Source organism: Tardiphaga sp., from assembly GCF_044340795.1.
GTDB lineage: Bacteria > Pseudomonadota > Alphaproteobacteria > Rhizobiales > Xanthobacteraceae > Tardiphaga.
In genome coordinates this window covers 26,909-48,259 of record NZ_JBIISY010000016.1, presented here as the reverse complement: position 1 = coordinate 48,259, position 21,351 = coordinate 26,909, and the positions used below count along the sequence as shown (strand labels likewise).

At 63.0% G+C, this 21,351-nt stretch carries 22 protein-coding genes and 1 tRNA gene; 12 read left to right on the top strand and 11 right to left on the bottom strand.

What is annotated here, in order from left to right; translation table 11 throughout:
* The 6 genes from ACIQ17_RS04695 to ACIQ17_RS04670 form a co-directional block, all read left to right on the top strand.
* The coding region (locus ACIQ17_RS04695) for a hypothetical protein (RefSeq protein WP_398465905.1) at positions 1-186 on the top strand (186 nt) is incomplete at its 5' end.
* A 113-nt stretch (positions 187-299) separates the two neighbouring features.
* The gene (locus ACIQ17_RS04690; RefSeq protein ID WP_398465903.1) at positions 300-1,925 is read left to right on the top strand and encodes an ABC transporter substrate-binding protein; all 1,626 of its coding nucleotides are present in this window, start codon (positions 300-302) and stop codon (positions 1,923-1,925) included.
* A 369-nt stretch (positions 1,926-2,294) separates the two neighbouring features.
* Positions 2,295-3,326, top strand: a complete 1,032-nt coding sequence (locus ACIQ17_RS04685; protein WP_398465901.1) for a 2-keto-3-deoxygluconate permease — start codon at positions 2,295-2,297, stop codon at positions 3,324-3,326.
* A gap of 1 nt (position 3,327) precedes the next feature.
* The gene (locus ACIQ17_RS04680) at positions 3,328-4,581 is read left to right on the top strand and encodes a four-carbon acid sugar kinase family protein (RefSeq protein ID WP_398465899.1); all 1,254 of its coding nucleotides are present in this window, start codon (positions 3,328-3,330) and stop codon (positions 4,579-4,581) included.
* Positions 4,578-5,579: a 4-hydroxythreonine-4-phosphate dehydrogenase PdxA gene (pdxA, locus tag ACIQ17_RS04675; RefSeq protein ID WP_398465897.1), complete on the top strand. Its 1,002-nt coding sequence runs from the start codon at positions 4,578-4,580 to the stop codon at positions 5,577-5,579. The genes ACIQ17_RS04680 and pdxA overlap by 4 nt, the downstream gene beginning before the upstream one ends.
* Positions 5,580-5,717: 138 nt before the next feature.
* A complete protein-coding gene (locus tag ACIQ17_RS04670) occupies positions 5,718-6,479 on the top strand; it encodes a DeoR/GlpR family DNA-binding transcription regulator (protein WP_398465895.1) in 762 nt (253 codons plus the stop codon).
* Positions 6,480-6,488: 9 nt separating this feature from the next.
* Here ACIQ17_RS04670 and ACIQ17_RS04665 read toward each other — a convergent pair whose 3' ends face one another.
* Complete coding sequence (locus tag ACIQ17_RS04665; RefSeq protein WP_398465893.1) at positions 6,489-7,052, bottom strand: helix-turn-helix domain-containing protein; 564 nt, start codon at positions 7,050-7,052, stop codon at positions 6,489-6,491.
* A 126-nt stretch (positions 7,053-7,178) separates the two neighbouring features.
* On the opposite strand from ACIQ17_RS04665, the gene ACIQ17_RS04660 reads away from it, so the two are divergent.
* The 5 genes from ACIQ17_RS04660 to ACIQ17_RS04640 all read left to right on the top strand — a co-directional run bounded on the left by ACIQ17_RS04660 (position 7,179) and on the right by ACIQ17_RS04640 (position 11,846).
* Positions 7,179-7,337: a hypothetical protein gene (locus tag ACIQ17_RS04660; RefSeq protein WP_398465891.1), complete on the top strand. Its 159-nt coding sequence runs from the start codon at positions 7,179-7,181 to the stop codon at positions 7,335-7,337.
* Between the two features lie 234 nt (positions 7,338-7,571).
* Positions 7,572-8,891, top strand: a complete 1,320-nt coding sequence (locus tag ACIQ17_RS04655) for an MFS transporter (protein ID WP_398465889.1) — start codon at positions 7,572-7,574, stop codon at positions 8,889-8,891.
* Positions 8,892-8,972: 81 nt separating this feature from the next.
* Positions 8,973-9,485, top strand: coding sequence for an MOSC domain-containing protein (locus ACIQ17_RS04650; protein WP_398465887.1), 513 nt, complete (start codon positions 8,973-8,975; stop codon positions 9,483-9,485).
* On the top strand, positions 9,485-10,441 hold the full coding sequence (locus ACIQ17_RS04645; RefSeq protein WP_398465885.1) for a PDR/VanB family oxidoreductase: 957 nt from the start codon (positions 9,485-9,487) through the stop codon (positions 10,439-10,441). The genes ACIQ17_RS04650 and ACIQ17_RS04645 overlap by 1 nt, the downstream gene beginning before the upstream one ends.
* A gap of 181 nt (positions 10,442-10,622) precedes the next feature.
* Positions 10,623-11,846: an ABC transporter substrate-binding protein gene (locus ACIQ17_RS04640; protein WP_398465883.1), complete on the top strand. Its 1,224-nt coding sequence runs from the start codon at positions 10,623-10,625 to the stop codon at positions 11,844-11,846.
* A 60-nt stretch (positions 11,847-11,906) separates the two neighbouring features.
* Here ACIQ17_RS04640 and ACIQ17_RS04635 read toward each other — a convergent pair whose 3' ends face one another.
* From ACIQ17_RS04635 to ACIQ17_RS04590, 10 genes are all read right to left on the bottom strand, one after another.
* Positions 11,907-12,110, bottom strand: coding sequence for a hypothetical protein (locus tag ACIQ17_RS04635; RefSeq protein ID WP_398465881.1), 204 nt, complete (start codon positions 12,108-12,110; stop codon positions 11,907-11,909).
* 48 nt (positions 12,111-12,158) lie between these two features.
* Positions 12,159-14,015, bottom strand: a complete 1,857-nt coding sequence (locus ACIQ17_RS04630; RefSeq protein ID WP_398465879.1) for a bifunctional sugar phosphate isomerase/epimerase/4-hydroxyphenylpyruvate dioxygenase family protein — start codon at positions 14,013-14,015, stop codon at positions 12,159-12,161.
* A gap of 48 nt (positions 14,016-14,063) precedes the next feature.
* The gene (locus ACIQ17_RS04625) at positions 14,064-14,804 is read right to left on the bottom strand and encodes an ABC transporter ATP-binding protein (RefSeq protein ID WP_398465877.1); all 741 of its coding nucleotides are present in this window, start codon (positions 14,802-14,804) and stop codon (positions 14,064-14,066) included.
* 10 nt (positions 14,805-14,814) lie between these two features.
* Positions 14,815-15,558, bottom strand: a complete 744-nt coding sequence (locus tag ACIQ17_RS04620; RefSeq protein ID WP_398465875.1) for an ABC transporter ATP-binding protein — start codon at positions 15,556-15,558, stop codon at positions 14,815-14,817.
* Positions 15,555-16,562, bottom strand: a complete 1,008-nt coding sequence (locus tag ACIQ17_RS04615) for a branched-chain amino acid ABC transporter permease (protein WP_398465873.1) — start codon at positions 16,560-16,562, stop codon at positions 15,555-15,557. The genes ACIQ17_RS04620 and ACIQ17_RS04615 overlap by 4 nt, the downstream gene beginning before the upstream one ends.
* A complete protein-coding gene (locus ACIQ17_RS04610) occupies positions 16,559-17,434 on the bottom strand; it encodes a branched-chain amino acid ABC transporter permease (RefSeq protein ID WP_398465871.1) in 876 nt (291 codons plus the stop codon). The genes ACIQ17_RS04615 and ACIQ17_RS04610 overlap by 4 nt, the downstream gene beginning before the upstream one ends.
* Before the next feature lie 133 nt (positions 17,435-17,567).
* Positions 17,568-18,701, bottom strand: coding sequence for an ABC transporter substrate-binding protein (locus tag ACIQ17_RS04605; protein WP_398465869.1), 1,134 nt, complete (start codon positions 18,699-18,701; stop codon positions 17,568-17,570).
* 65 nt (positions 18,702-18,766) lie between these two features.
* Positions 18,767-19,651, bottom strand: a complete 885-nt coding sequence (locus ACIQ17_RS04600; protein ID WP_398465867.1) for a shikimate dehydrogenase — start codon at positions 19,649-19,651, stop codon at positions 18,767-18,769.
* A gap of 105 nt (positions 19,652-19,756) precedes the next feature.
* On the bottom strand, positions 19,757-20,695 hold the full coding sequence (locus tag ACIQ17_RS04595; RefSeq protein WP_398465865.1) for a LysR family transcriptional regulator: 939 nt from the start codon (positions 20,693-20,695) through the stop codon (positions 19,757-19,759).
* A 32-nt stretch (positions 20,696-20,727) separates the two neighbouring features.
* A tRNA-Leu gene (locus tag ACIQ17_RS04590) sits at positions 20,728-20,813 on the bottom strand.
* Positions 20,814-20,941: 128 nt separating this feature from the next.
* Between ACIQ17_RS04590 and ACIQ17_RS04585 the strand changes: the two genes are divergently transcribed.
* On the top strand, positions 20,942-21,346 hold the full coding sequence (locus ACIQ17_RS04585; RefSeq protein WP_398465863.1) for a twin-arginine translocation pathway signal: 405 nt from the start codon (positions 20,942-20,944) through the stop codon (positions 21,344-21,346).
* The last annotated feature ends 5 nt before the right edge of the window (positions 21,347-21,351 follow it).

Here is a 21,351-nt window from a genome sequence, read left to right as displayed (position 1 = left end):
TCCCTCCCCGGAGCGAAGCGAATGGGGAGGGAGAAAACTACGTCACGCGGTTTGCTGTCGATCCTGCTGCTCTATCTTGTGAGACGCAACCTCGATGCTATCGTCGCTCACGCTGTGCATTTCGTCGCACGCTGCGACGCGTTCATGCACGCCACCGAAATCGCGATTGACGTGCCCCCGGCTTGATGCAAGTCTTTGAAGTCTAAATGATAAAGACACTATGCGAAGCGCTCAAAAATAGATCGCGTTGCATAAGCAATCATCGGCTTGTGATCAGATTCCAGTCAGGAGAGATCTAAATGTCTATCATGTCACGTTGGCGGCACTCTGCAGCCTTTACGAAAACGACGCTGCCGGGCATCGCGCTTGCGATGGCACTTGCACTGCCGATGATGTCTTCGCCCGCCGATGCGGCCGGCAAGACCATCACCGCAGTCATGCATTCGGATCTGCGCGTGCTCGATCCCGGCATCACCACCGCCTATATCGTGCGCGATCACGGCTACATGGTTTATGACACGCTGCTGGCGATCAATTCGAAATTCGAGATCAAGCCGCAGATGGCCGAGTTCAAGGTGTCGGACGACAAGCTCGTCTACACTTTCACGCTGCGCGATGGCTTGAAGTGGCATGACGGCAAGCCGGTGACGGCGGAAGACTGCGTCGCCTCGCTGCAGCGCTGGGGCCGCAATGACGGCATGGGCCAGAAGCTCATGGACTTCACCAAGAGCATCGAAGCGCCCGACGCCAAGACCATCGTGCTGACGCTCAAAGAGCCCTACGGTCTCGTGCTCGACTCCATCGCAAAGCCGTCGTCGCTGACGCCGTTCATGATGCCGAAGCGTCTGGCCGAGACGCCGGCAGGCAAGTCGATTCCCGAACAGATCGGTTCGGGCCCGTTCAAATTCGTGCAGTCTGAATTCCAGCCGGGCGTGAAGGCTGTCTACGAGAAGAACAAGGACTACGTGCCGCGCTCCGAGCCGCCGGATTGGGCGTCGGGTGGCAAGGTGGTGAAGGTCGATCGCGTCGAATGGATCACCATGCCCGATGCGCAGACCGCGGTGAACGCGCTGCAGTCCGGCGACATCGACTTCATGGAAAATGGTCCCTACGACTTGCTGCCGATCCTTGCCAAGGACAAGGAGCTCAAGATCGAGATCCTCAACAAGCTCGGCTATCAGACTCTCGGCCGCATGAACTTCCTGCTGCCGCCGTTCGATAATGTGAAGGTGCGCCGCGCCGCTTTCCTGGCGATGAACCAGAAGCCGGTGCTCGACGCGCTGGTCGGCGATGCGAAGTACATGAAGATCTGCCCCGCCATGTTCGGCTGCGACACGCCGAATGCGAGCGATGTCGGTGCCGAGACGCTGGTCAAGGGCAGCGGCATGGCTGAAGCCAAGAAGGCCCTCGCGGAATCCGGTTATGACGGCACGCCCGTCGTGATCATGGCGCCGACCGACGTGTCGTCGCTGAAGGCGCAGCCGATCGTGGCCGCGCAGCTGCTGCGTGATGCCGGCTTCAAGGTCGAAGTGCAGGCCACCGACTGGCAGACCGTCGTGACGCGTCGTGCGAGCCAGAAGCCGGTGAAGGAAGGCGGCTGGAACATGTTCTTCACCAACTGGGTCGGTGCGGACATTCTCAATCCGGTTTCCAACGTCTCCACCTCGGGCCGCGGCACGAAGGGCGGCTGGTTCGGCTGGTTCGAAGACGCGAAGATCGAAGAGCTGCGCGACAAATATGCCCGTGCCACGACGCCGGAGGAACAGAAGAAGGTCGCTGCCGAAGTCCAGGCCCGTGCGCTCGAGCAGGTCGCCTATCTGCCGCTCGGCGAATATCAGATCCCGAGCGTGTGGCGGACCTCGCTGACCGGTGTGTTGCCGGGCGCCGCGACCCCGGTGTTCTGGAACATCGACAAGAAGGACTGATTGGCAGCGGAGGCATTGCTGCCTCACTGCTGACATTGCAACACCAGCGAAGCGCCGGCCTGAACCCTCAGGCCGGCGCTTTTTCTTGCGGCAAAGCAGAGGCCGCTGCGGCGGGGCAGGGGCCGTCTTGAGGCTTCCTGGTGGCGAGAGGTCTCATATTACCGTTATGGAGCGCTCGTTTGGTGCGCCCCGATCGTTTCTTGCGGCATCCTTGCGGCAATATCCGAACCTTCGCCGCGTTAAGGCATTGTTAGAAGATGCGCAGATTGCGCAAAATGGGGTTGTCATTTGCGTGTCATGCGCATAAACCGCCGCCCGCGCTGGGGCCGTACGGGCAAAATGCGCAGAATAGGCAGAGGAAATCAGAAAATGCAGATTCCAATTAAGCGCGCGATCGAAAAAGTCCCCGGCGGCATGATGGTTGTTCCACTGCTCGCCGGCGCGCTGATCGCGACGTTTTTCCCGGGCACCCCGAAATATTTCGGCTCCTTCACCGGCGCCTTGTTCTCCGGCGCCTTGACCATTCTGGCCGTGTTCTATGTCTGCATGGGCGCCAGCATCGACATCAAGGCGACCCCCTACATCGTCAAGAAGGGCGGCACGCTGCTGATCGTGAAGGTCGCCACCGCCATGGTCCTCGGCCTGATCTTCGGCCGCGTCCTCGGCTTCGCCGAAGCCCCCGTGACCGCCGGCATGTTCGCCGGTCTCTCGACCCTCGCCATCGTCGCCTCGATGAACGACACCAATGGCGGCCTCTACATGGCGCTGATGGGCCAGTATGGCCGTCCGCGTGACGTCGGTGCCTACACCATCATGTCGCTGGAAAGCGGCCCGTTCCTCACCATGATCACGCTTGGTGTGGCCGGCCTCTCGGCCTTCCCGGTGCAGACGCTGGTCGGCGCGATCCTGCCGCTGGCTGTCGGCATGCTGATCGGCAATCTCGATCGCGAGATGCGCGAATTCCTCAGCAAGGCGATCCCGGTGATGATCCCGTTCTTCGCCTTCGCGCTCGGTGCCGGTCTTGATCTCAGCAAGGTCTGGCAGGCTGGTCTGCTCGGCCTCGGCATGGGCGTTGCGGTCGTCGTGTTCACGGGCATTCCGCTGTTCTTCGCCGACCGCCTGATCGGCGGCAACGGCGTCGCCGGTGTCGCTGCGGCCTCGACCGCAGGTAACGCCGCCGCCGTGCCGGCCATCGTTGCCGCTGCCAACCCGGCCTATGCAGAAGCCGCCGCACCTGCGACCATCCTCGTTGCCGCCTGCGTCGTCGTCACCGCTATCCTGGTGCCGATCGCAACCGCCTGGACCGCGAAGATCGTTGGCCGCGAAGTGGAGCCGGCGGAAGAAGCCGCCGCCACGCCTGCCCAGGCGCCGGCATCCTCGGCTCCGGCAGCTGGACGCTGACATGGCTGATCGCTGGCTGATCCTCGCGGACGATCTCACCGGTGCTGCGGACTGCGCCATCGCCTTCGGTCGAAGGGGACAGGCAGCCGCGGTGACATGGGGCGAAGTATCCGATGCGTCGGATCACCAGCTTCCAGTCATGGCCTATGATGCAGCGAGCCGCGGCATGCCTGCCGCGGACGCAGCAAAGCGGCATGCAGATATCCTGGCTCGCCTCGGCGAGCCCGGCCGCACGCTTTTCAAGAAAATCGACTCGACGCTGCGGGGCCAACCCGCAGCTGAGACCAAAGCGGCGCTCGACTATCTCAAGGCCAATGTCGGCGCCGGTTTTGGCGTGTTCGCACCGGCCTTTCCGGCCACCGGCCGCACCACGATCGATGGCTGCATCCTTGTGAAGGGCGCCCCGCTCGAAGACGCCGAAGTCTGGCAGCGCGATCATACTTATCCGAATGCCGATCTCGTCGATGTGCTGGCCACGGCCGGCATCCGTGGCGAGAAGGTGACGCTCGCCATCATTCGCGGCGGCGATCTCAGATCCGTTTTTGCAAAACTCGCAGCCGAAGGCGATGTGGTCGCGGCCTGCGATGCCGAGACCGACAACGACCTGCATCTGATCGCCGAAGCGAGCCTGCATGCCTCGAAGGCGACTTTCTTCATCGGTAGCGCCGGTCTCGCGCATGCGCTGGCTGGCCTCGATGCCGGCAACACCGTCGAGCCTTTGAAAATTCCCTTGAGCGAGAAGGGTACGCTCATCGTGGTCGGTTCGGTCGCCGGTGCCTCACGCTCTGCAGCGCGCAAGTTGCAAGAGACCGGCACCGTGAAGCATTTCCCGGTGTCGCCCGAGACGCTGCTCGATTCCAACGCACCCGAGCGCGCAACCCTCGCTGCCGACGTATCGGCACATCTGTCGTCCGGCGGCGACGCGCTGGTCGAGATCATGATGGAAGGCGAGCTCAATATGGCGCTCGGCCCCAAGCTCGCCGATGGTCTTGCAATCACGCTTGAAAGCGTCACGCCGGCTATCGGCGCCTTCGCCGCCACCGGTGGCGAGACCGCCGCCGCGCTGCTGTCGCGCTTCGGCGTGAACGGCATCCGCCTTGCCGACGAAATCGAGCCGGGCGTGTCGCTCGGCCTCACGCTTGGCCAACTCTCCGTTCCCATCGCCACCAAGGCTGGCGCTTTCGGTGACGAGATGAGCCTTATCCGTATCAGCGAACGTCTTCGCGCCGTCCGAACCAAAGGAAGCTTCTCATGACCCGTCCGACCATTGCGATCACCATGGGCGATCCGGCCGGCATTGGCCCCGAAGTGATCATGAAGGCGCTTGGCCAGCCTGAAGCGCAGGCGCTGTGCAACATGCTGGTGATCGGTGATGCCGGCCGTCTGCGTCAGGCCGGCAAGATCGTCGGCAGCGCGCTGGAGGTCGATTCGCTGGCTGATGCGAAGGATGCGAATTTCGCGTCGAAGAACGTCCAGTGCGTCGATCTGAAGAACGTGCCGGCCGATCTGCCGTTCGGCCAGAACTCGCCGGTCGCAGGTGAGGCCGCCTATCGCTACATCGAGAAGGCCGTGCAGGTGGTCCAGGCCGGGCTGGCGCAGGGCATCTGCACTGCGCCGCTGTCGAAGGAAGCGCTGCATGCGGCCGGCCACAAATATCCCGGCCATACCGAACTGCTCGCGCATCTGACCGGCACGCCAGAGGTGTCGATGATGCTGGTCTCGCCAAAACTGCGCGTCATTCACGTGACCACGCATATCGGCCTGATCGACGCCATCAAGAAGATCGAGCCGGGTCTGGTCGAGCGCGTCATCACCCGGGGTCATGAGGTGCTGGTAAAGGCTGGCATCAAGAACCCGAAGATCGGCGTCTGCGCGATCAATCCGCATGCCGGCGAGAACGGCCTGTTCGGTTACGGCGAGGAAGCCGAGAAGATCACGCCGGCCGTCGAGAAGTGCCAGGCCAAGGGCTGGGACGTGCGCGGACCGCTGCCGGCCGACACGCTGTTCTTCCTCGCCGGCCGCGGCGACTACGACATGGTGGTCGCCATGTATCACGATCAGGGTCACGGGCCGATCAAGGTGCTCGGCCTCGAATCCGGCGTGAATATCACGGTCGGTCTTCCGGTGATCCGCACCTCGGTGGACCACGGTACGGCATTCGACATCGCCGGCAAGGGCATTGCCGACGAGCGCAGCCTCATCGAGGCGCTGCGTCAGGCGGTCGATCTGGCTCCGGGTGCCAAGGCGGCCTAATACCGTCATTCCGGGGCGCGCGCTCTTGCGCGCGGCCCTGGAATCCCGTTGTGCTTTGAGCCATGACAAGATTCCGGGTTCGCCGTCGCGAAGACGCGCCGACGCCCCGGAACGATGAGTGTGACGGGGGCCGCCTTTATGTCGATGCGGAGCAAGGAGCGGCGTGCGCGGCTGCTGGACGCGTTGAATGCCGGCGAGATCGATGTCGATGATCTCGCGCGACGCTTCGGCGTCTCGGCTTCGACCGTCCGCCGCGACCTGCAGTTTCTTTCCAAGAACAATCATGTGCGCCGGACCTATGGCGGCGCCATTCTCACCGGCCATGTCGCCGAGGCGACGCTCGACCAGCGCATCGCTGTGCAGGGCAAGGCCAAGCAGGCGATCGCCCAGGCGGCGGCCGATCTCGTCAGGGATGGTGAGACACTGATCCTTGATGCCGGCTCGACGGTGGCGGCCTTCGGACGGTTGCTGCTGCAGCGCAAGTTGCGCATCATCACCAATAATCTCGCGCTGCTGCCTTTCCTCGCCAAAGCACCCGGCATCGAACTGATCGTGCTCGGTGGCACGATCCGCGCCACCAGCATGAGCACCATGGGCCCGCTGGCGGCCGAAGCGCTGCGCAGGATGACAGCCGACCGCGCCATCATGAGCGCCGACGGCGTCGTCGATGGACGCGGGCTATGCGAAGCCGATCTGGAGCAGGTGGCCTTGAAGTCGCTGATGATGCAGCAGGCCAAGGACGTGATCGTGCTGGCCGATGCGGGAAAGCTCGGTCGCGCGGAACAGGACGCCTGGGCACCGCTGCCGCCGCACTGGACGCTGGTGACCGATGGCGACGCTGCGAACAATCAGCGCGTGATGTTTGCGGCGAGCGGCGCGCGCGTCGTCGTGGCGGGCTAAGACACGGCTTCAGCGCGGCGGCGAGGTGGCCGAGACGATCAGCAGGACATCTGCTTTGGTCTTGCCGATGCTACGCACCCAATGCGGGGTCTCGCCGGCAAAATACAGGCAGTCGCCCTTGGCGAGGATGATCTCCTCGTCCTCGAATTTGATCGCCATCTTGCCCGATATCACGAACAGGAATTCCTCGCCGGCGTGGGAGGCGCGGGGGGCCGACTTCAATGGCGGCCGGATCAGGAACGGCTCCATCATCTTTCGCGTCCGGCTGGCCGCGAGCGCAACCAGATCGAAGCCGCCTTCCTGGATCGGCGCATGCTGCTCGTTCTGGCGAAACAGCGTGTAGCGCGGGGCCGGTGTCGGATTGGGATCGAACAGATAGGTGACATTGACCTCGAGCGCCGCGGCAAGGCGGAGCAGGGCATTCACCGATGGCGTCTTCAATCCACGCTCGACCAGCGAGATATAGCCGCGCGTGAGTTCGCTCGAACTGGCGAGCTGGTCGAGGGTGAGGCCCTTGGCCGTGCGCAACTGCTTCAGATTGAAGCCGACCGCATTCTTACTGACGTCAAGCAAACCTCGATCTCCCTTGAGCGCCGTCTTTTCAGAAAGAACGTGCTTTTCAAAAAGACTCGCCGACAAAGAAAGCGCCGCCGCGCGTGCCCGTGACGACACGGCCGTCGCGGTGTCGAGGTGTTTCCAATGGAAAACATAGCTGCAGATATTTCCGGCAAGGGCAAGGATAATTTAGGCAGACGAGCCCGGAATCCGTCGAATCCTGCGCTCAGCAAGGGCAAAAATCGCTCCCTGCCGCATTCATCGGCATCTGCCGATTTTCGTGCCGTTGATTTCCCACAGTAAACATGTTGGCTTTCTGACAGGGGATCGGAGCATGAGGGAATGACGGGACATTGCCATCCGTCAAGCGGGACGCTTCCCCAACACTGCTGAGAGGCTGAAGACAGGCCGTCGCCTGCGACGGCGCGGCCACCACTAGGAGAGTTCACGAGACGACCGGACTGCGCCGCGAGATGTCGCGACGCGGAACGAGAGACTGCGCGCCTGAAACTGAACATGTCTTTTGAAGGAGTGATCATGACCGTCGCTGAAGATTTCCACGCAGCTTCTACAACCAAAGGGCCGGACGATGCCGCAGCCTTGCGCAAGATCGTTTGGTCGAGCGTCATCGGTACCGCCGTCGAGTGGTATGACTTCCTGATCTACGGCGCGGCGACCGCGCTGGTCTTCAACAAGATCTTCTTTGCGACCGGCGACGCGGCGTCGGCCGTCATCGCTGCTTTCGGCACTTATGCGGTGGGCTTTCTCGCGCGTCCGCTCGGGGCGGCGATCTTCGGCCATTATGGCGACCGCGTCGGCCGCAAGGCGATGCTCGCCATCACGATCATGGTGATGGGTGTCGGCACATTTGCCATCGGCCTGTTGCCGACCTATGCGCAGATCGGCATCGCTGCGCCGATCCTTCTGATCGTGCTGCGTTTCATGCAGGGCATCGGTCTCGGCGGCGAATGGGGCGGCGCGGTGCTGATGGTGGTCGAGAACTGCCCGACGCACAAGCGCGGTTTTCTCGGCAGCATGGTGCAGGTCGGAAATCCCGTCGGCAATCTCGCGGCCATCGGCATGTTCGCGCTGGTGTCGCAGCTGCCGGAAGAACAGTTCATGAGCTATGGCTGGCGCATTCCGTTCCTGCTCTCGATCCTGCTGGTCGGTGTCGGCCTGTGGATCCGCATGAGCATGGAGGAGACGCCGGCCTTCCGCGCACTCAAGGCCAAGAACGAAGTGGCGAAGATGCCGATCGTCGACATCTTCAAATATCACCGCAAGCCGTTCTTCACCGCGGTGGGCCTGAAGATCTCGGAAATCGCCTATGCGTCCATCGCCGGCGTGTTCATCATGTCCTATGCGACCACCAAGCTTGGCCTGTCGCGCAGCCTCGTGCTGAATGGCGCTTTCATCGCGTCCTTTGTGGCGCTCTTCTCGATCCCGTTTTTCGGCTGGCTGTCGGACAAGGTTGGTCGCAAGACCATGTTCTACGCGAGCTGCCTGTTCTGCGCGGGGTTTGCTTTCCCGATGTTCTGGCTGCTCGACACGCGTGACCCGACGATCGTGATCCTGACCATCGTGGTGGCGATCTCGTTCGGTCAGATGGTGATGTTTGGCATCGGTGCACCCTGGTATTCGGAGCTGTTCACCGCCAAGCTGCGCTACAGCGGCGCTTCGCTCGGCTTCCAGGTCGGTGCGGCCATCAGCGGTGGCTTCAGCCCGCTGATCGCGGCGTCGCTGATGACCTGGGCCGGCGCTACTTGGCCGGTGTCACTATTCCTGATCTTCTGCGCCTGTATCACCGCGATCGCCACCTGGTTCGCGCCGGAGATGGCTAACAAGGAACTGACTTGATCCATCCCATGCGGGGCGGCACGCAATGCCGCTCCGCATCTCCCGCTTGCCGTGCTGTATGAGCGCGAAAGGAACACAAACATGCTCGATATCGTGAAGCCGACATCCGACACCAACGCACTGTCATGGAGCGGCGTCGTGCGTCATCTCCACATTACGCCGCGCGCCTTTTTGCCGATGCGGGAGATGGACCAGCTGACGCTGGTCGCCGGCAAGGGAATCGAAGGCGATCGCTACATGATCGGCCGAGAGGAGGGCTTCTACTCGCCGAAGCCTGAAGAAGGCCGTCAGGTCACCCTGTTCGAATATGAAACCCTGATCGCGCTGAAGCGCGACCACGATATCGATCTCGGCGTTGAGGAGCATCGTCGCAACGTTACCACGGTCGGCGTGCCGCTTACCCATCTCGTCGGCAAGCAGTTCTGGCTCGGCGAGACGCTGCTGGAGGCCACGCGGCTGTCGATCCCATGCCGGCATATCGAGGAGATCACCGGCAAGTCGATCTTCGATCCGCTGATCAATCGCTCGGGCCTCAACTGCAAGATCCTGCAGGGAGGAATTGTGCGGGTCGGTGACAGCGTGCGGAGCGCGTAATGACGGCGGTGCGCATCATCACCGTCAAGACGGTGGTGGACCGGATCGAGGACGGCGGCGCGGGGATCAAGCTGTTCACGCTGGTTGATCCCGATCGCTGGGAGCTGCCGCCGTTCAAGCCCGGGGCGCATATCGACCTGCATCTGGCCAATGGCATGATCCGCACGTATTCGCTGTGCAACGATCCCGCCGACAAGACGCGTTATGTGTTTGCCGTGAAGCGCGAGGCCGATGGGCGGGGCGGCTCCATCCATCTGCATGACGATGTCAGGCCAGGCGATGTGATCGGGGTGTCGCTGCCGCGGGGCGGGATGCAGCTGCCGTTGCATTTGTCGCGCTTGACGTTCGTCGCGGGTGGCATCGGGGTCACGCCGTTTCTGTCGGCGGCGGCGCAGCTCAGGCGCTTGGGGCGCGATACATTTACGCTGCATATGATCACCCGCGGGCCACCGCCGCTGGCCGACCTGCTGGCGCCGTTGATCGAGAGTGGTCATGTCGTGATTCACGACACCGCGGTGGCCGGGCGGCCGGATATTGCGGCCTTGATCGGGCCCGCGGCGACCGATGGAGGAATCGGTTGCTGCGGCCCGGAATCGATGATCGGTGACTTCGAACAGACCGCGCAGGATTGGTCTGCGGAGCATGTCCATGTGGAGCGTTTTGTCGCGCCGCCGCTGCCGGTCGATCCGCAGGCGCGGCCCTATACATTGGTGCTGGCGCGATCGGGGCGGGACATCGCCGTCGGCCCAGGCGAGAGCATGCTGCAGGCGCTGACCGCACTTGATGTCGATGTGCCAACCTCGTGTTGCGGGGGCATCTGCGGGGCCTGCAAGGTGGGGTGGCTGGAAGGCGAGCCGGTGCATCGCGACCGCGCGTTATCTCCAGCAGAACGCACCCGCAGCCTGCTGGTCTGCGTTGCGGGTTCGGCCAGCGATCGGCTTGTGCTGGATCTGTAGGGCCGCCTGCGGCGCTCGTTCACATATGTGAATGACTGGTTGACTTCAGGTTGCAGCGATCGTGTTCACATGCGCCAATGGGTACGCCTTGGCGTAATAATACGCCACTGTGCCTTGCTTCGCAGCGCATCACCACGCAATCTCCCCGCAAAGACAAAATCAAAACAGGGAGAAAACAGAGATGAAGCGTCGTACGTTCTTGGCTGGCGTGGGTGCCACCGGTCTTGGGCTCATCGCATCGCCGGCCATCGTCCGCGCAGCGGCCGATACCCCGCTGAAATTCGGCGTACTCACCGACATGACCGGTTTGTTCGCCGACAATGGCGGTGCCGGCTCGGTGGCTGCCGCGCAGCTGGCCATCGACGAATGCGGCGGGAAGGCGCTTGGCAAGCCGATCCAGCTGATCTCCGCAGACCATCTCAACAAGCCTGATGTCGGCGGCAATATTGCGCGCCAGTGGTACGACCAGGAAGGCGTCGACGTCATTCTTGACGTGCCGGTGTCGTCGGTCTGTATCGCGGTGCAGACCTTCGCCAAAGAGCGCAACAAGATGTTCATCACCTCCGCCGGCGGCTCGGCGGATCTGAGCGGCAAATTCTGTTCACCGAATTTCATCCAGTGGACCTACAACACCTATGCGCTCGCCAATGTCGCCGCCAAGGCGATGATCCAGCGCGGCGACAACACCTTCTTCTTCATCGTCGCGGACTATGCCTTCGGCCATGCGCTGGAGCGGGATGTCACCGAGGTGGCGGTGAAGGGCGGCGGCAAGGCGCTCGGCCGCGCGCCGCATCCGATCAATACCGCGGATTTTTCCTCGCAGCTGCTGACGGCGAAATCGTCGGGCGCCAAGGTGATCGCCGTGGCCAATGCCGGCAGCGACACGCAGAACGTCATCAAGCAGGCCGAAGAATTCGGCTTGATGGGCGGCGACCAGAAAATGATCGCGCTGCTGCTGGACGTGAACGATATCCGCAGCGTCGGCCTCAAGAGCGCGCAGGGGCTGCTCGTCACCTCCGGATTCTACTGGAACATGGACGATCGCACCCGCGAATTCTCCAAGCGCTACGCCGCCAAGATGGGCAAGCCGCCGAGCATGATGCAGGCCGGCGTCTATTCGTCGACGCTGAACTACATCAAGTCGGTGGAAGCGGCGAATACCAAGGATCCGGCGGCGGTGGTCAAGGACCTGCAGGGCCGCACCTTCGACGACGCCTTCCTGCGCAACGGCAAGCTGCGTCCGGACAATCTCATGGTCCATGACATGTATCTGGCCGAGGTGAGGAAGCAGAACGAGGTCAAGGATCCCTATGACGTGCTGAAGATCCTCGCCACCGTGAAAGCCGAGGAAGCCTTCGCGCCGCTGTCGGCAAGCGTGTGCCCGATGGTGACGGCGAAGAAGTAAGGAATAGCAGGATGGGTTGAGCGAAGGCGCGTAGCGTCGGAGCGATACCCATCCTACGAACTACGTTCGCCGACACAGCATCCCGGCAAAGCCAAGCCGCTCCTCGTCGATAATCTTGTCGAGCGGTGAGGGCCCGGGCGGAGGCGGTGGTGGGGCCGGCTCCGGCGGCTTCGCCAGCGGATGCAATTGCGAGCCATGTTCGGCGACGAAGCCGATCCGGGGCTCATCGAAGACCTTGTCCAGCCAGGGCGCCTGATTTTTCATGCGCGAGATTTAGACCGGCGCCGATGTTTCGTCCATCGCGGCCTGCGGTCAGATGCGAGGGACCGTGACCGGGCGCGAATCGCGGGTCTGGGCTGCCAGGCGGATGCCGGCATTGGCCGCGCCGAAACCCGTGTAACTCCGGCGCTCGGTGATCTCGAAGAAGAAGCGGTCGTCGAAGACATTGGTGTAGATCTGGAAAAACTCGCCGTCGCGCTCGCGGTCATACAGGATCTGGTTGTCGCGCAGCGCCGCCATCAGGTCGGGATCGAGGCCGTATTTGGCGTCCACATCGTCATAGTAGTTGTCGGGGATGTGCAGAAATGTCGCGCCGCGTGCGCGCATGGCGGCGACGGTTCTTAAAATGTCATCGCAGGCAAAGGCGATGTGCTGCACGCCGGAGCCGAAGAATTCCGAGATGAAACGGTTCGACAGTGTGCGTGTGGCCGATGAGCCGTTCAGCACCATGCGTAATGACGCGTTCGGCGCGATCAAGGCCTGGCTCTGCACGAGGCCGACCGGATCGGGGATCTCCATTTGCGGCAGCCGCTGCAGGTCGAGAATGCCGGTATAGAAGAGCAGCCAGGACAGCATCTCGTCATAGGGCATGGATTGCGAGATATGATCGACGGCGGTGAGATGATCGGCGCTGGCATCGCTTTGCAGCGGCTCGAAGTCGGTGTCCCAATTGTTGCCGGCAGTGTCGAGGAAATAGAGCAGGCTGCCGCCGACCCCGTGAATGGCAGGGATTTCCAGTTCGCCCGGTCCGACCGGCTGATAAAAGGTGCGCGCCTGAAGCGCTTCCGCTCGGGCCATGGTCTGCTTCGCATTGCCGACATCCAATGCGATGGCGCAGACGCCGGCGCCGTGGGTGATGTAATGCGAATGCGCGAATCCGTCGGGCTCGCTGTTAACGACGAGATCGATGGCGCCTTGCGACCAGCGTTCCACATCCTTGCTGCGATGAGAGCCGGTCTTGCGGAAGCCGAGCTGCGCCAGCAGGCGTGAGAGATGGGCGGCCTTGGCCTCGTTGACGGCGAATTCGATAAAGCCGGTACCGAGCGTGGGCGATTTCGGCTGCAGGCTTGGCGGCGCGGTTGCCAGCTGATCCTGCAGCAGGATCAGCGAGCGCAGGCCATCGGTAGCGGTCCGCACGGCGGAGCCGGCGCGGAACTGGTCGTTGAAGATTTCGAGCGACCATGGGCCGCGATAGCCGGCAGCCTGCACGGCCTCCATGAATTTCACCACGGGCAGGTCGCCCTGGCCGGGGAAGCAGCGGAAATGCCGGCTCCATGACAGCACGTCGAGGCCGAGTTTCGGCGCGTCGGCGAGCTGGAGGAGGAAAATCTTGTCGGCGGGGATCGAGGCGACGGGGCCAGTCGGTAAGCCGGGCGCGAGGGCGTGGAAACTGTCGAGGATGACGCCGATATTGTTGTGATCGGCGCGGCGCACGATCTCCCAGGCATCGCGATAGTCGTTCACATGCGCGCCCCAGGCGAGGGCCTCGAAGCCGACCTTGATATTGTGCTTGGCGGCGAGATCACCGAGCTCGCGGAAATCGGCGGCGGCGCGGTCGATGCCGCCGATGGAGGCAGGCGAGATGTTGCTGCAGATCAACATGAGATCGGTACGCAGCTCGTGCATAAGCGCGAACTTGCGCTCGGCGCGCGCGAAGTTGCGGCTGCGCTGCGGCTCGGGCATGCCCTCGAAATCGCGGAACGGCTGGAAGGCGCAGATATTCAGATTGAGTTCGCCGCAGAGGTCGCTGACATCGCGCGGCGAGCCGTTGAAGGAGAGGAGGTCCGCCTCGAAGATCTCGACCTCCTCGAAGCCGGCGGCTGCGACGGCACGGAGCTTTTCGTCCAGCGTGCCGGACAGCGAGACGGTCGCGATCGAGCGGGTGTTCATGCTGTCGTCTCCTCCATGGCAGCGAAGCTGCCCTCTCATCCATGCCAGTTAAGCTGCCGTCTCTTCCATGGCGCCGCCGAGGAACAACTGGCCGATGCGCGGATCGTTCAGCACCTTGTCGGCGCGGTCCATCAGGCGGGTCTGGCCGAGTTCGAGCACGATGCCGAAATCGGAAATCTCCAGCGCCGAGCGGGCGTTCTGCTCGATCATGAGAATGGAGACGCCCTTGTCGCGCAGCTCCTTCAGGATGTTGAAGGTCTGCTGCACCATCAGCGGCGACAGGCCGATGGAAGGCTCGTCGATCAGCACCAGCTGCGGATTGAGCAGCAGGCCGCGGGCGATCTCGAGCTGCTTCTGTTCGCCGCCGGAGAGCGTCGAGGCCTGTTGGGTCGCCTTGGTACGGAGCACCGGAAACTTGTCGAGGGCGGATTCGATGCGCGCGGGCAGGTCGGTGATGTCACGGCCAGCGGCGACAGCGCCGAGTTCGATATTGTGGCGCACCGACAGTTCCGGGAAGATGTTGCGGCCCTGTGGCACATAGCAGATGCCGGCGGACAGCAGCGCGCGCTGGCTGAGGCCGGTGACGTCGCGGCCCTTGAAGGTGATCTTGCCGTCGCGGAGTTTGAGCAGGCCGAAGATCGCCTTGAACACGGTGGATTTTCCGGCGCCGTTTGGGCCGATGACGGTAGTGATTGATCCCGCGGGCACCGAGAAGGTGGTGCCGTTGAGGATCGTCATCTTGCCGTAGCCGCCGACGAGGTTCTGGACCTGGAGGATGTCGTCGCTCATGGCTTGCTCCTCAATGTCCGAGATAGGCGTCGATGACGGCGGGATTGGCACGGACTTCATCCGGCCGGCCCATGGCCAGCACCTTGCCTTCGGCCATCACCATCACGCGCGTGCAGAGCGACATCACGAATTCCATATTGTGCTCGATCACGACGAAGGTGGCGCGCTTCTGCTGATTGATGGCGCGCAGGCGATCCTTGAGATCGGCGAGCATCGTGAGATTGACGCCGCCCGCGGGCTCGTCGAGCAGCACAAGACGCGGGCCGCCCATGAAGGCCATGGCGGCATCGAGCAGTTTCTGCTGGCCGTAGGAGAGGCCGCCCGCGGGCTCTTCTGCGAGATGGTCGAGCTTGAAGAAGCCGATCATCTGGTTCGCGGCGTCGGTCAGGCCGGCATCGGACGGGCCGATCAGACGCGACAGCATGTTGCCCTGATGCTCCTGCCCGGCGAGGATCAGGTTTTCTCGTACCGACAGCTTTGGAAACACCTGCAGGAGCTGGAAGGTGCGGCTGACACCGAGCTTGTTCAGTTCGGAGGGGCGCAGGCCGGTGACGGTCTGGCCATCGAGCTTCACCTCGCCGCCCGACGGCGCGAGCTGGCCGAGGATGCAGTTGAACAATGTCGACTTGCCGCAGCCGTTCGGGCCGATCAGGCCGAGGATCTCGCCCTCATGCACATCGAAGGACACGCCGTTGACGGCGGTGATGCCGCCAAAACGCTTGCTGATATTGGAAACTTCGAGGACGGCGCTCACGGCGTCACCTCCAGATTCTGTTTATCAAGCTTCGCCGTCGCGGTGGCACGCTCGGCCGAAGCGGCCTTGGTGCGGCGTTCGGCGATGAAGCGGTCGAGGATGCCGAGAATGCCGGATGGCGAATAGATGAGCAGGCCGATGACGGCGACTGCGTAGAGCATCAGGTAATAGCCTTGCGTGAAGCGCAGCCACTCCGGCAGTAGCACGGCGATCATCGCGCCGAGGAACGGACCGAAGAAGAAGCCGGAGCCGCCGACAATCACCATCATCAAAAGGTCGAGCGACAGCGACAGGTGGAACGGCACGGGATCGACATATTGCGTCAGCGGCGCATAGAGCACGCCGGCGACGCCGCCGAGCGCCGAGCCGATGGCGAAGGCCATCAGCGTGTAATGGCGGGTGTCGATGCCGAGCGACAGCGCGCGGATCGGGTTTTCGCGCAGGGCCACGAAGGCGCGGCCCCAGGGCGAGCGGATCAGCCACCACACAGCGAGCGAGACGAGGCCGAGTGATCCCAGGCAGAAATAATAGAATGGCAGCGGTCGCCGCGTGGGATAGCCGAGGATTTCCGGGCGCGGGATGTTGCTGATGCCGTAGATGCCCTTGGTGAGCCATTCCTCGTTGCGGAAAACAAGGAAGGCCAGCGTGGAGAAGGCAAGAGTGACGAACGCGAGATAGTGATGCTGCACGCGGAGTGCGGGATAGCCCAGGATCCAGCCGATGGCGAAGCACAACACGATGGTGACAGCGAGGGCAGCGATCAGCGGGAAGCCGCTCGATGTCATGATCGCCGCGGTATAGGCGCCGATGCCGACGAAGGCGCCCTGTGCCAGCGAGACCTGGCCGGCATAGCCGAGGGTGAGATTGAGGCCCATGGCGGCGATGGTCATGACAGCCCACTGGCTGAGGATGAACAGGCCGTAGCGGTTGAAGTTCATCGGCACGATGATCAGCGCCGCGATGACGACGACGCCGAAACCGAGCTTGAGATATTTGGCGTTCATACCGTGCGCTCCTCGGGACGGCCGAGCAGGCCCTGCGGGCGGAACAGGATGATCGCGATCAAGAGCACCAGCGGCACGGCGGCGCGATACTGCGTCGAGACGTAGGCGGCGGCGAGATTGTCGACGACGCCGATCAGGAGGCCACCGGCAATGGCGCCGCGGATCTGGTTGAAGCCGCCGACAATGGCCGCGATGAAGGCGGCCTGGCCGAGCACTTCGCCGTTGGAGAATTTGGCGAGATAGATCGGCGTGATCAGCAGCGAGGCCAGCGCCACGAGGAAGGCGTTGATCAGGAAGGTCAGCAGGATCATGCGCTCGACGGGCACGCCGATGATGCGCGCCACGGTCGGGTTTTGGGCAGCGGCCTGCATCTGGTGGCCGATGGAGGTGCGGTTCAGCAGCAGGGTCAGCAGCGTGACGGCGATGACCGCGACGGCGAGCACGCCGAGGCTCTGCAAGGCGACGGCGCGGCCGAGGATAAAAACGTCGCCAGCCGGGACGATGGAGGGAAAGGGCGAGGCTTCCGCGCTCCAGAACTGTTTTGCGGATTCCTTGATGCCAATGGCCAGCGCCATGGTGGCAATCGCAAGCGGCAGCACGCCATGGCGGAGCATCGGATCGACCAGCAATAGCTTGAAGCCGAGGCCGAGCAGCAGCATCGACAATGCGATGCCGACGAGGATGGCGACCCAGAACGGCGCGCCGACATGCAGCACGCCGAGCATCAGGAAGGCCGGCAGCATCACGAATTCGCCCTGGGCGAAATTGATGGTCTGCGAGGTCTGCCACAGCAGCGTGAAGCCGACCGCGACGATGGCGTAGATTGCGCCGGTGGCGAGACCTGCGATCAGGAGGTCAAGGAGATTTGACATGGTGGTTCTCCCACGCGTGGCGTGGATCAGAAAAGGCTATCGGTTGTCATTGCGAGGAGCGAAGCGACGAAGCAATCCAGAAGCCAAGTGAAGAAAGAACTGGATTGCTTCGCCCTGACGGTTGAAGCGGCCGTCAGTTGTTCAGCTTCGGCAGCACCTGCTTCACCACCTGCTTGCCCTCGACGATCTCGACCAGGAAGCCCTGACGGTCGATGTCGCCATTGGCGTCGAAGGTGGCGTCCATCAGGATGCCGGGCTCCTTGGCGGCGGTGATGGTGAAGCCGTGCAGCGCGTCGGCGAAGCCCTTGCTGTCGACCTTGCCCATCTTCTCGGTGGTGGCCTTGATCATGTAGATCGCGAGCCAGCCCTTGAGGCCGTTATGGTCGGGGACGTAGTTGTATTTCTTCACGAACTTTTCGCGGAACGCCTTGATCAGTTCAACCGGTGCATCGGTGGTGAGGCCGACATGGCCGCGGGCGCCGTTGGCCGCATCGCCGGCGAGCTCGACCACCTTCTGGCCGACCAGCGTGGTCTCGCCGACGAGGGGCACGGTGATGCCCTGGCGCTTCAGCTCCTTGAGCATGCGCGCGCTTTCTTCCTCGTTGACATAGACGAAGACCGCGTCAGGCGCTGCCGCCTTGATCTTGGTCACGTCGGCGGCGAAGTCAGCTTGCCCGGCTTCGGTAGAGAGATCGGCCGCGACCTTGATATTGTACTTGGCAAATTCCTTGGTGATGGAATCGCGGCCGCCTTTGCCAAAATCGTTGTTGACCCAGACGATAGCGACCGACTTCGCCTTCAGCTCGTCGTTGATGTACTTTGCCACCTTCGGCATCGAGGATTGCTGGCCGAAGGACGTACGGAACAGAAACTTGTTGCCGGCCGTGGTGAGTTCGGCCGCTTCGCCGCCCATGATCTGGGCGATGCCGGCTTCCGCCGCGAGCGGTGCGGTGACTTTCACAGAACCGGAATAGCCGGGGCCAAGCAGGACATAAGGCTCGTTGTCGAGTGCCTTCTGCACCTGCGCGCGGGCGACGCCGGGATTGGACTGCGAGTCGGCGTGCGTGACTTCCAGCTTGCGGCCGAGAACGCCGCCCTTGCTGTTGATCTCCTCGATGGCGAGATCGATGCCGTTCTTCCAGTTGTTGCCGACGGTCGCGCCGCCGCCCGAGAGTTCGGCGACATTGGCGAGCTTGATGCTCTGCGCGGATGCAGGGATGGACAGGGCGCTGGCGAGCAGGACGCTCGCCCAGAATGCGGGCTTCATGATTTCCTCCGGTGTGTTTGTTCTTCGATTGTCGTTGCGGCCTTGTGAGCGACCGCTTGGTGTGGTCAGGCAGCGTTAGGCGGATACCTTTTCCTCATGACGTCGTCGAAAGCAATTCCCATCTCCGTAGCGGACGGCGCCATGCCGGTGAACAGCTCGAAAGCGTCGGCGGCCTGATAGATCGCGAGGTCGCGGCCGGTCATCACCTGCGCCCCCCTGGACTTTGCGGCATTCAGCAGCGGCGTCCAGAGCGGCGAATAGACGGCATCGGCAACCCATAGCCCGGCATGGAGCAGGGCATCCGGTACCGGCGTGCCGCGGTCGGGCAGCATGCCGATGGGGGTGCCGTTGACGAGCCCGGCGGCGCCGGCGAGCGCGTCTTCGACAGTTGCGGCGCGGCGGATCGCCTGCCGATCCCGGAGCTGCGCGACGAGTTGATCGGCCTTTGCAATATCGGTGTCGAAGACACGGATCTCCGAGACGTCCAGATCGGCCAGCGCGAAGGCGATCGCCTTGCCGACGCCGCCGGTGCCAATTACCGCGACCGGGCCGCGATCCGATCGTGCAACCAGCTCCTTCGCGGCGCGGGCAAAACCTGTGGTGTCGGTGTTGTGGCCGGTGAGGCGGCCGTCACGCGCGACCACGGTATTGACGGCGCCGATGGCACGCGCGCCGGGGGAGAGTTCGTCGAGCAGATCGACCACCGCTTCCTTGTAGGGGAAGGTGACATTAATGCCGGCGAAGCCGAGACGGCGGATGCCATCCAGGATCGCGCGCAGATCGTCGCGCCCGGCGCCGGCGATTTCGATCAGGTGATAGTGGCAGCGCACACCCAGCGCATCAGCCGCGCGCTCATGCATCGCGGGCGATGCCGAGTGGGCGATAGGCGCGCCGAGCAGCCCCGTCAGGAGGCGTCCGGCGATTGGCGTGGGTGTCAGAATGCTGGTCATGCGAAACGTCTTGAATGCGTGTCAGTTGATCAATCAACCAGCGTGAGGATAGCGCGGCGGCGATCTAACACAATTACCCCGTTATGCCACAAACATAACATGATGTTACGTTTTGCGGGGGCGGCCCTGAGCCTTGGCGGGCGGGTTGCGGGTCGGGTTGATGGCTTGCATTTCGGCGCGCAGGCAGGCGATGAAATTCTCGACATGCAGCGACAGCGGCGCGCCGCGCTTCACCGCGACATAGGTGTCGAACCGGGTAGGCTCCACGATCTTGATGATCGCCACGCCGGGATAGCCGCCATGAGCCACGGTGAACTGGTCGATCACGGCGATACCGAGCCCGGCCTTCACCAGCGCGCAGACCGTGGTGCCGAAGCGGGCGCGGATGGTGATGTCGTATTTCAGCTTATTGCGCGCGAAGATCTCGGCCATGATCCGCCCATACGGGTCGTTCGGATCGATGCCGATCAGGGGATACTGGATGATCTGCTTTGCCGACACCTGCTTGCAGCCCGCGAGTTCGTGGCCATCGGGCACGACACAGAACAGTTCGCCCGAGGCGAGCGGCAGGAAGTCGAGGCCGGGATGTTCGAGCCGGTAGCTCATGGCAACGCACTCGCCACGATCGAGCAGCAGATAGTCGATGGCTTCCTCGAGCTTGAGAATATTGATGTCGATGCGCAGCTCGGGATAGCGCCGTCGCACCTGTTCGATGGCACGCGGCACCATGATCTGCGAGATTGATGGCACAGATCCAATGCGCAATTCGGACAGCGCACCGCGTCCGATATTCGAGATGGTCTCGCTGAGATCGTCGACCTTCTTGTAGACGCCGTTGATCTGCTCGAAGATGTTCTGCGCTTCCGGTGTCGGGAAGTAGCGCCCGTTCTGACGCTGGAAGAAGCGCAGGCCGAGCGACTTCTCGGTGTACTTGACCAGCCGGCTGATGCCGGGTGCCGAGACATTCAGAAGCTTTGCGGCACCGCCGATGGTGCCGGTCACCATAACGGCACGGATCACCTCGATCTGCCGAAGCGTCATCATGATTGCAGCTCCAGGCAGTGTCCATGAACCACTGGTGCCCCCTGCCGGACTCGAACCGGCACGCCCAGAGGACTCAAGATTTTAAGTCTTGTATGTCTACCAATTCCATCAAGGGGGCAGGCTGGGTCTCCATAGCCGCAAATGCGTCCCGCGCCAAATCGGATATGCATGGCTTCCTCGCGGCCTCAATCCGGCCACCGGCCGCTGCTTTACGCAACGTCAAGATTGCCTGCCTAGAAAGTTCCGATGACCGTTCGTCCCTCTCGCTCTCGCCTGCCATCCCGCGTCACTGCAGCGGCTGCGCTGCTGCTGGCTGTCCAGCTCGGCGGCTGCGCCAGCATGGGCGATGGCATGCTGTCGGGGGCATTCGTCGATCCGTCCATCTATGATCTCAGCGACTGTTCGCAGCTCGAGGCCGAGCGCAAGCGCCTGGCGACGCGGACGGCCGAGCTGCAGGGGCTGATCGACAAGGCGCAGACTGGCACGGCCGGCAGCGTCGTTGGCGAAGTCGCGTATCGCAACGATTACATTTCGACCCGTGCCCAGGCCAAGCTGGCCGAGGAGCAGTGGCAGAAGAACAAGTGCGTGGCATCGGCACCGCCGCCCGCACCGGCGCCGGTCGCGCCTGCCAAACGCGCGCGCGGGCACTGACAGTT

What these genes read in the sequence shown, in the direction of transcription:
- ACIQ17_RS04670 (WP_398465895.1), top strand. Translation starts at nt 5,718, where the DNA reads ATGTCGATGCGGAGCAAGGAGCGGCGTGCGCGGCTGCTGGACGCGTTG.
- ACIQ17_RS04655 (WP_398465889.1), top strand. Translation starts at nt 7,572, where the DNA reads ATGACCGTCGCTGAAGATTTCCACGCAGCTTCTACAACCAAAGGGCCG.
- pdxA (WP_398465897.1), top strand. Translation starts at nt 4,578, where the DNA reads ATGACCCGTCCGACCATTGCGATCACCATGGGCGATCCGGCCGGCATT.
- ACIQ17_RS04615 (WP_398465873.1), bottom strand. Translation starts at nt 16,562, where the DNA reads ATGAACGCCAAATATCTCAAGCTCGGTTTCGGCGTCGTCGTCATCGCG.
- ACIQ17_RS04630 (WP_398465879.1), bottom strand. Translation starts at nt 14,015, where the DNA reads ATGAACACCCGCTCGATCGCGACCGTCTCGCTGTCCGGCACGCTGGAC.
- ACIQ17_RS04680 (WP_398465899.1), top strand. Translation starts at nt 3,328, where the DNA reads ATGGCTGATCGCTGGCTGATCCTCGCGGACGATCTCACCGGTGCTGCG.
- ACIQ17_RS04605 (WP_398465869.1), bottom strand. Translation starts at nt 18,701, where the DNA reads ATGAAGCCCGCATTCTGGGCGAGCGTCCTGCTCGCCAGCGCCCTGTCC.
- ACIQ17_RS04685 (WP_398465901.1), top strand. Translation starts at nt 2,295, where the DNA reads ATGCAGATTCCAATTAAGCGCGCGATCGAAAAAGTCCCCGGCGGCATG.
- ACIQ17_RS04645 (WP_398465885.1), top strand. Translation starts at nt 9,485, where the DNA reads ATGACGGCGGTGCGCATCATCACCGTCAAGACGGTGGTGGACCGGATC.
- ACIQ17_RS04625 (WP_398465877.1), bottom strand. Translation starts at nt 14,804, where the DNA reads ATGAGCGACGACATCCTCCAGGTCCAGAACCTCGTCGGCGGCTACGGC.
- ACIQ17_RS04585 (WP_398465863.1), top strand. Translation starts at nt 20,942, where the DNA reads ATGACCGTTCGTCCCTCTCGCTCTCGCCTGCCATCCCGCGTCACTGCA.
- ACIQ17_RS04600 (WP_398465867.1), bottom strand. Translation starts at nt 19,651, where the DNA reads ATGACCAGCATTCTGACACCCACGCCAATCGCCGGACGCCTCCTGACG.
- ACIQ17_RS04650 (WP_398465887.1), top strand. Translation starts at nt 8,973, where the DNA reads ATGCTCGATATCGTGAAGCCGACATCCGACACCAACGCACTGTCATGG.
- ACIQ17_RS04690 (WP_398465903.1), top strand. Translation starts at nt 300, where the DNA reads ATGTCTATCATGTCACGTTGGCGGCACTCTGCAGCCTTTACGAAAACG.
- ACIQ17_RS04635 (WP_398465881.1), bottom strand. Translation starts at nt 12,110, where the DNA reads ATGAAAAATCAGGCGCCCTGGCTGGACAAGGTCTTCGATGAGCCCCGG.
- ACIQ17_RS04610 (WP_398465871.1), bottom strand. Translation starts at nt 17,434, where the DNA reads ATGTCAAATCTCCTTGACCTCCTGATCGCAGGTCTCGCCACCGGCGCA.
- ACIQ17_RS04595 (WP_398465865.1), bottom strand. Translation starts at nt 20,695, where the DNA reads ATGATGACGCTTCGGCAGATCGAGGTGATCCGTGCCGTTATGGTGACC.
- ACIQ17_RS04660 (WP_398465891.1), top strand. Translation starts at nt 7,179, where the DNA reads ATGGAAAACATAGCTGCAGATATTTCCGGCAAGGGCAAGGATAATTTA.
- ACIQ17_RS04640 (WP_398465883.1), top strand. Translation starts at nt 10,623, where the DNA reads ATGAAGCGTCGTACGTTCTTGGCTGGCGTGGGTGCCACCGGTCTTGGG.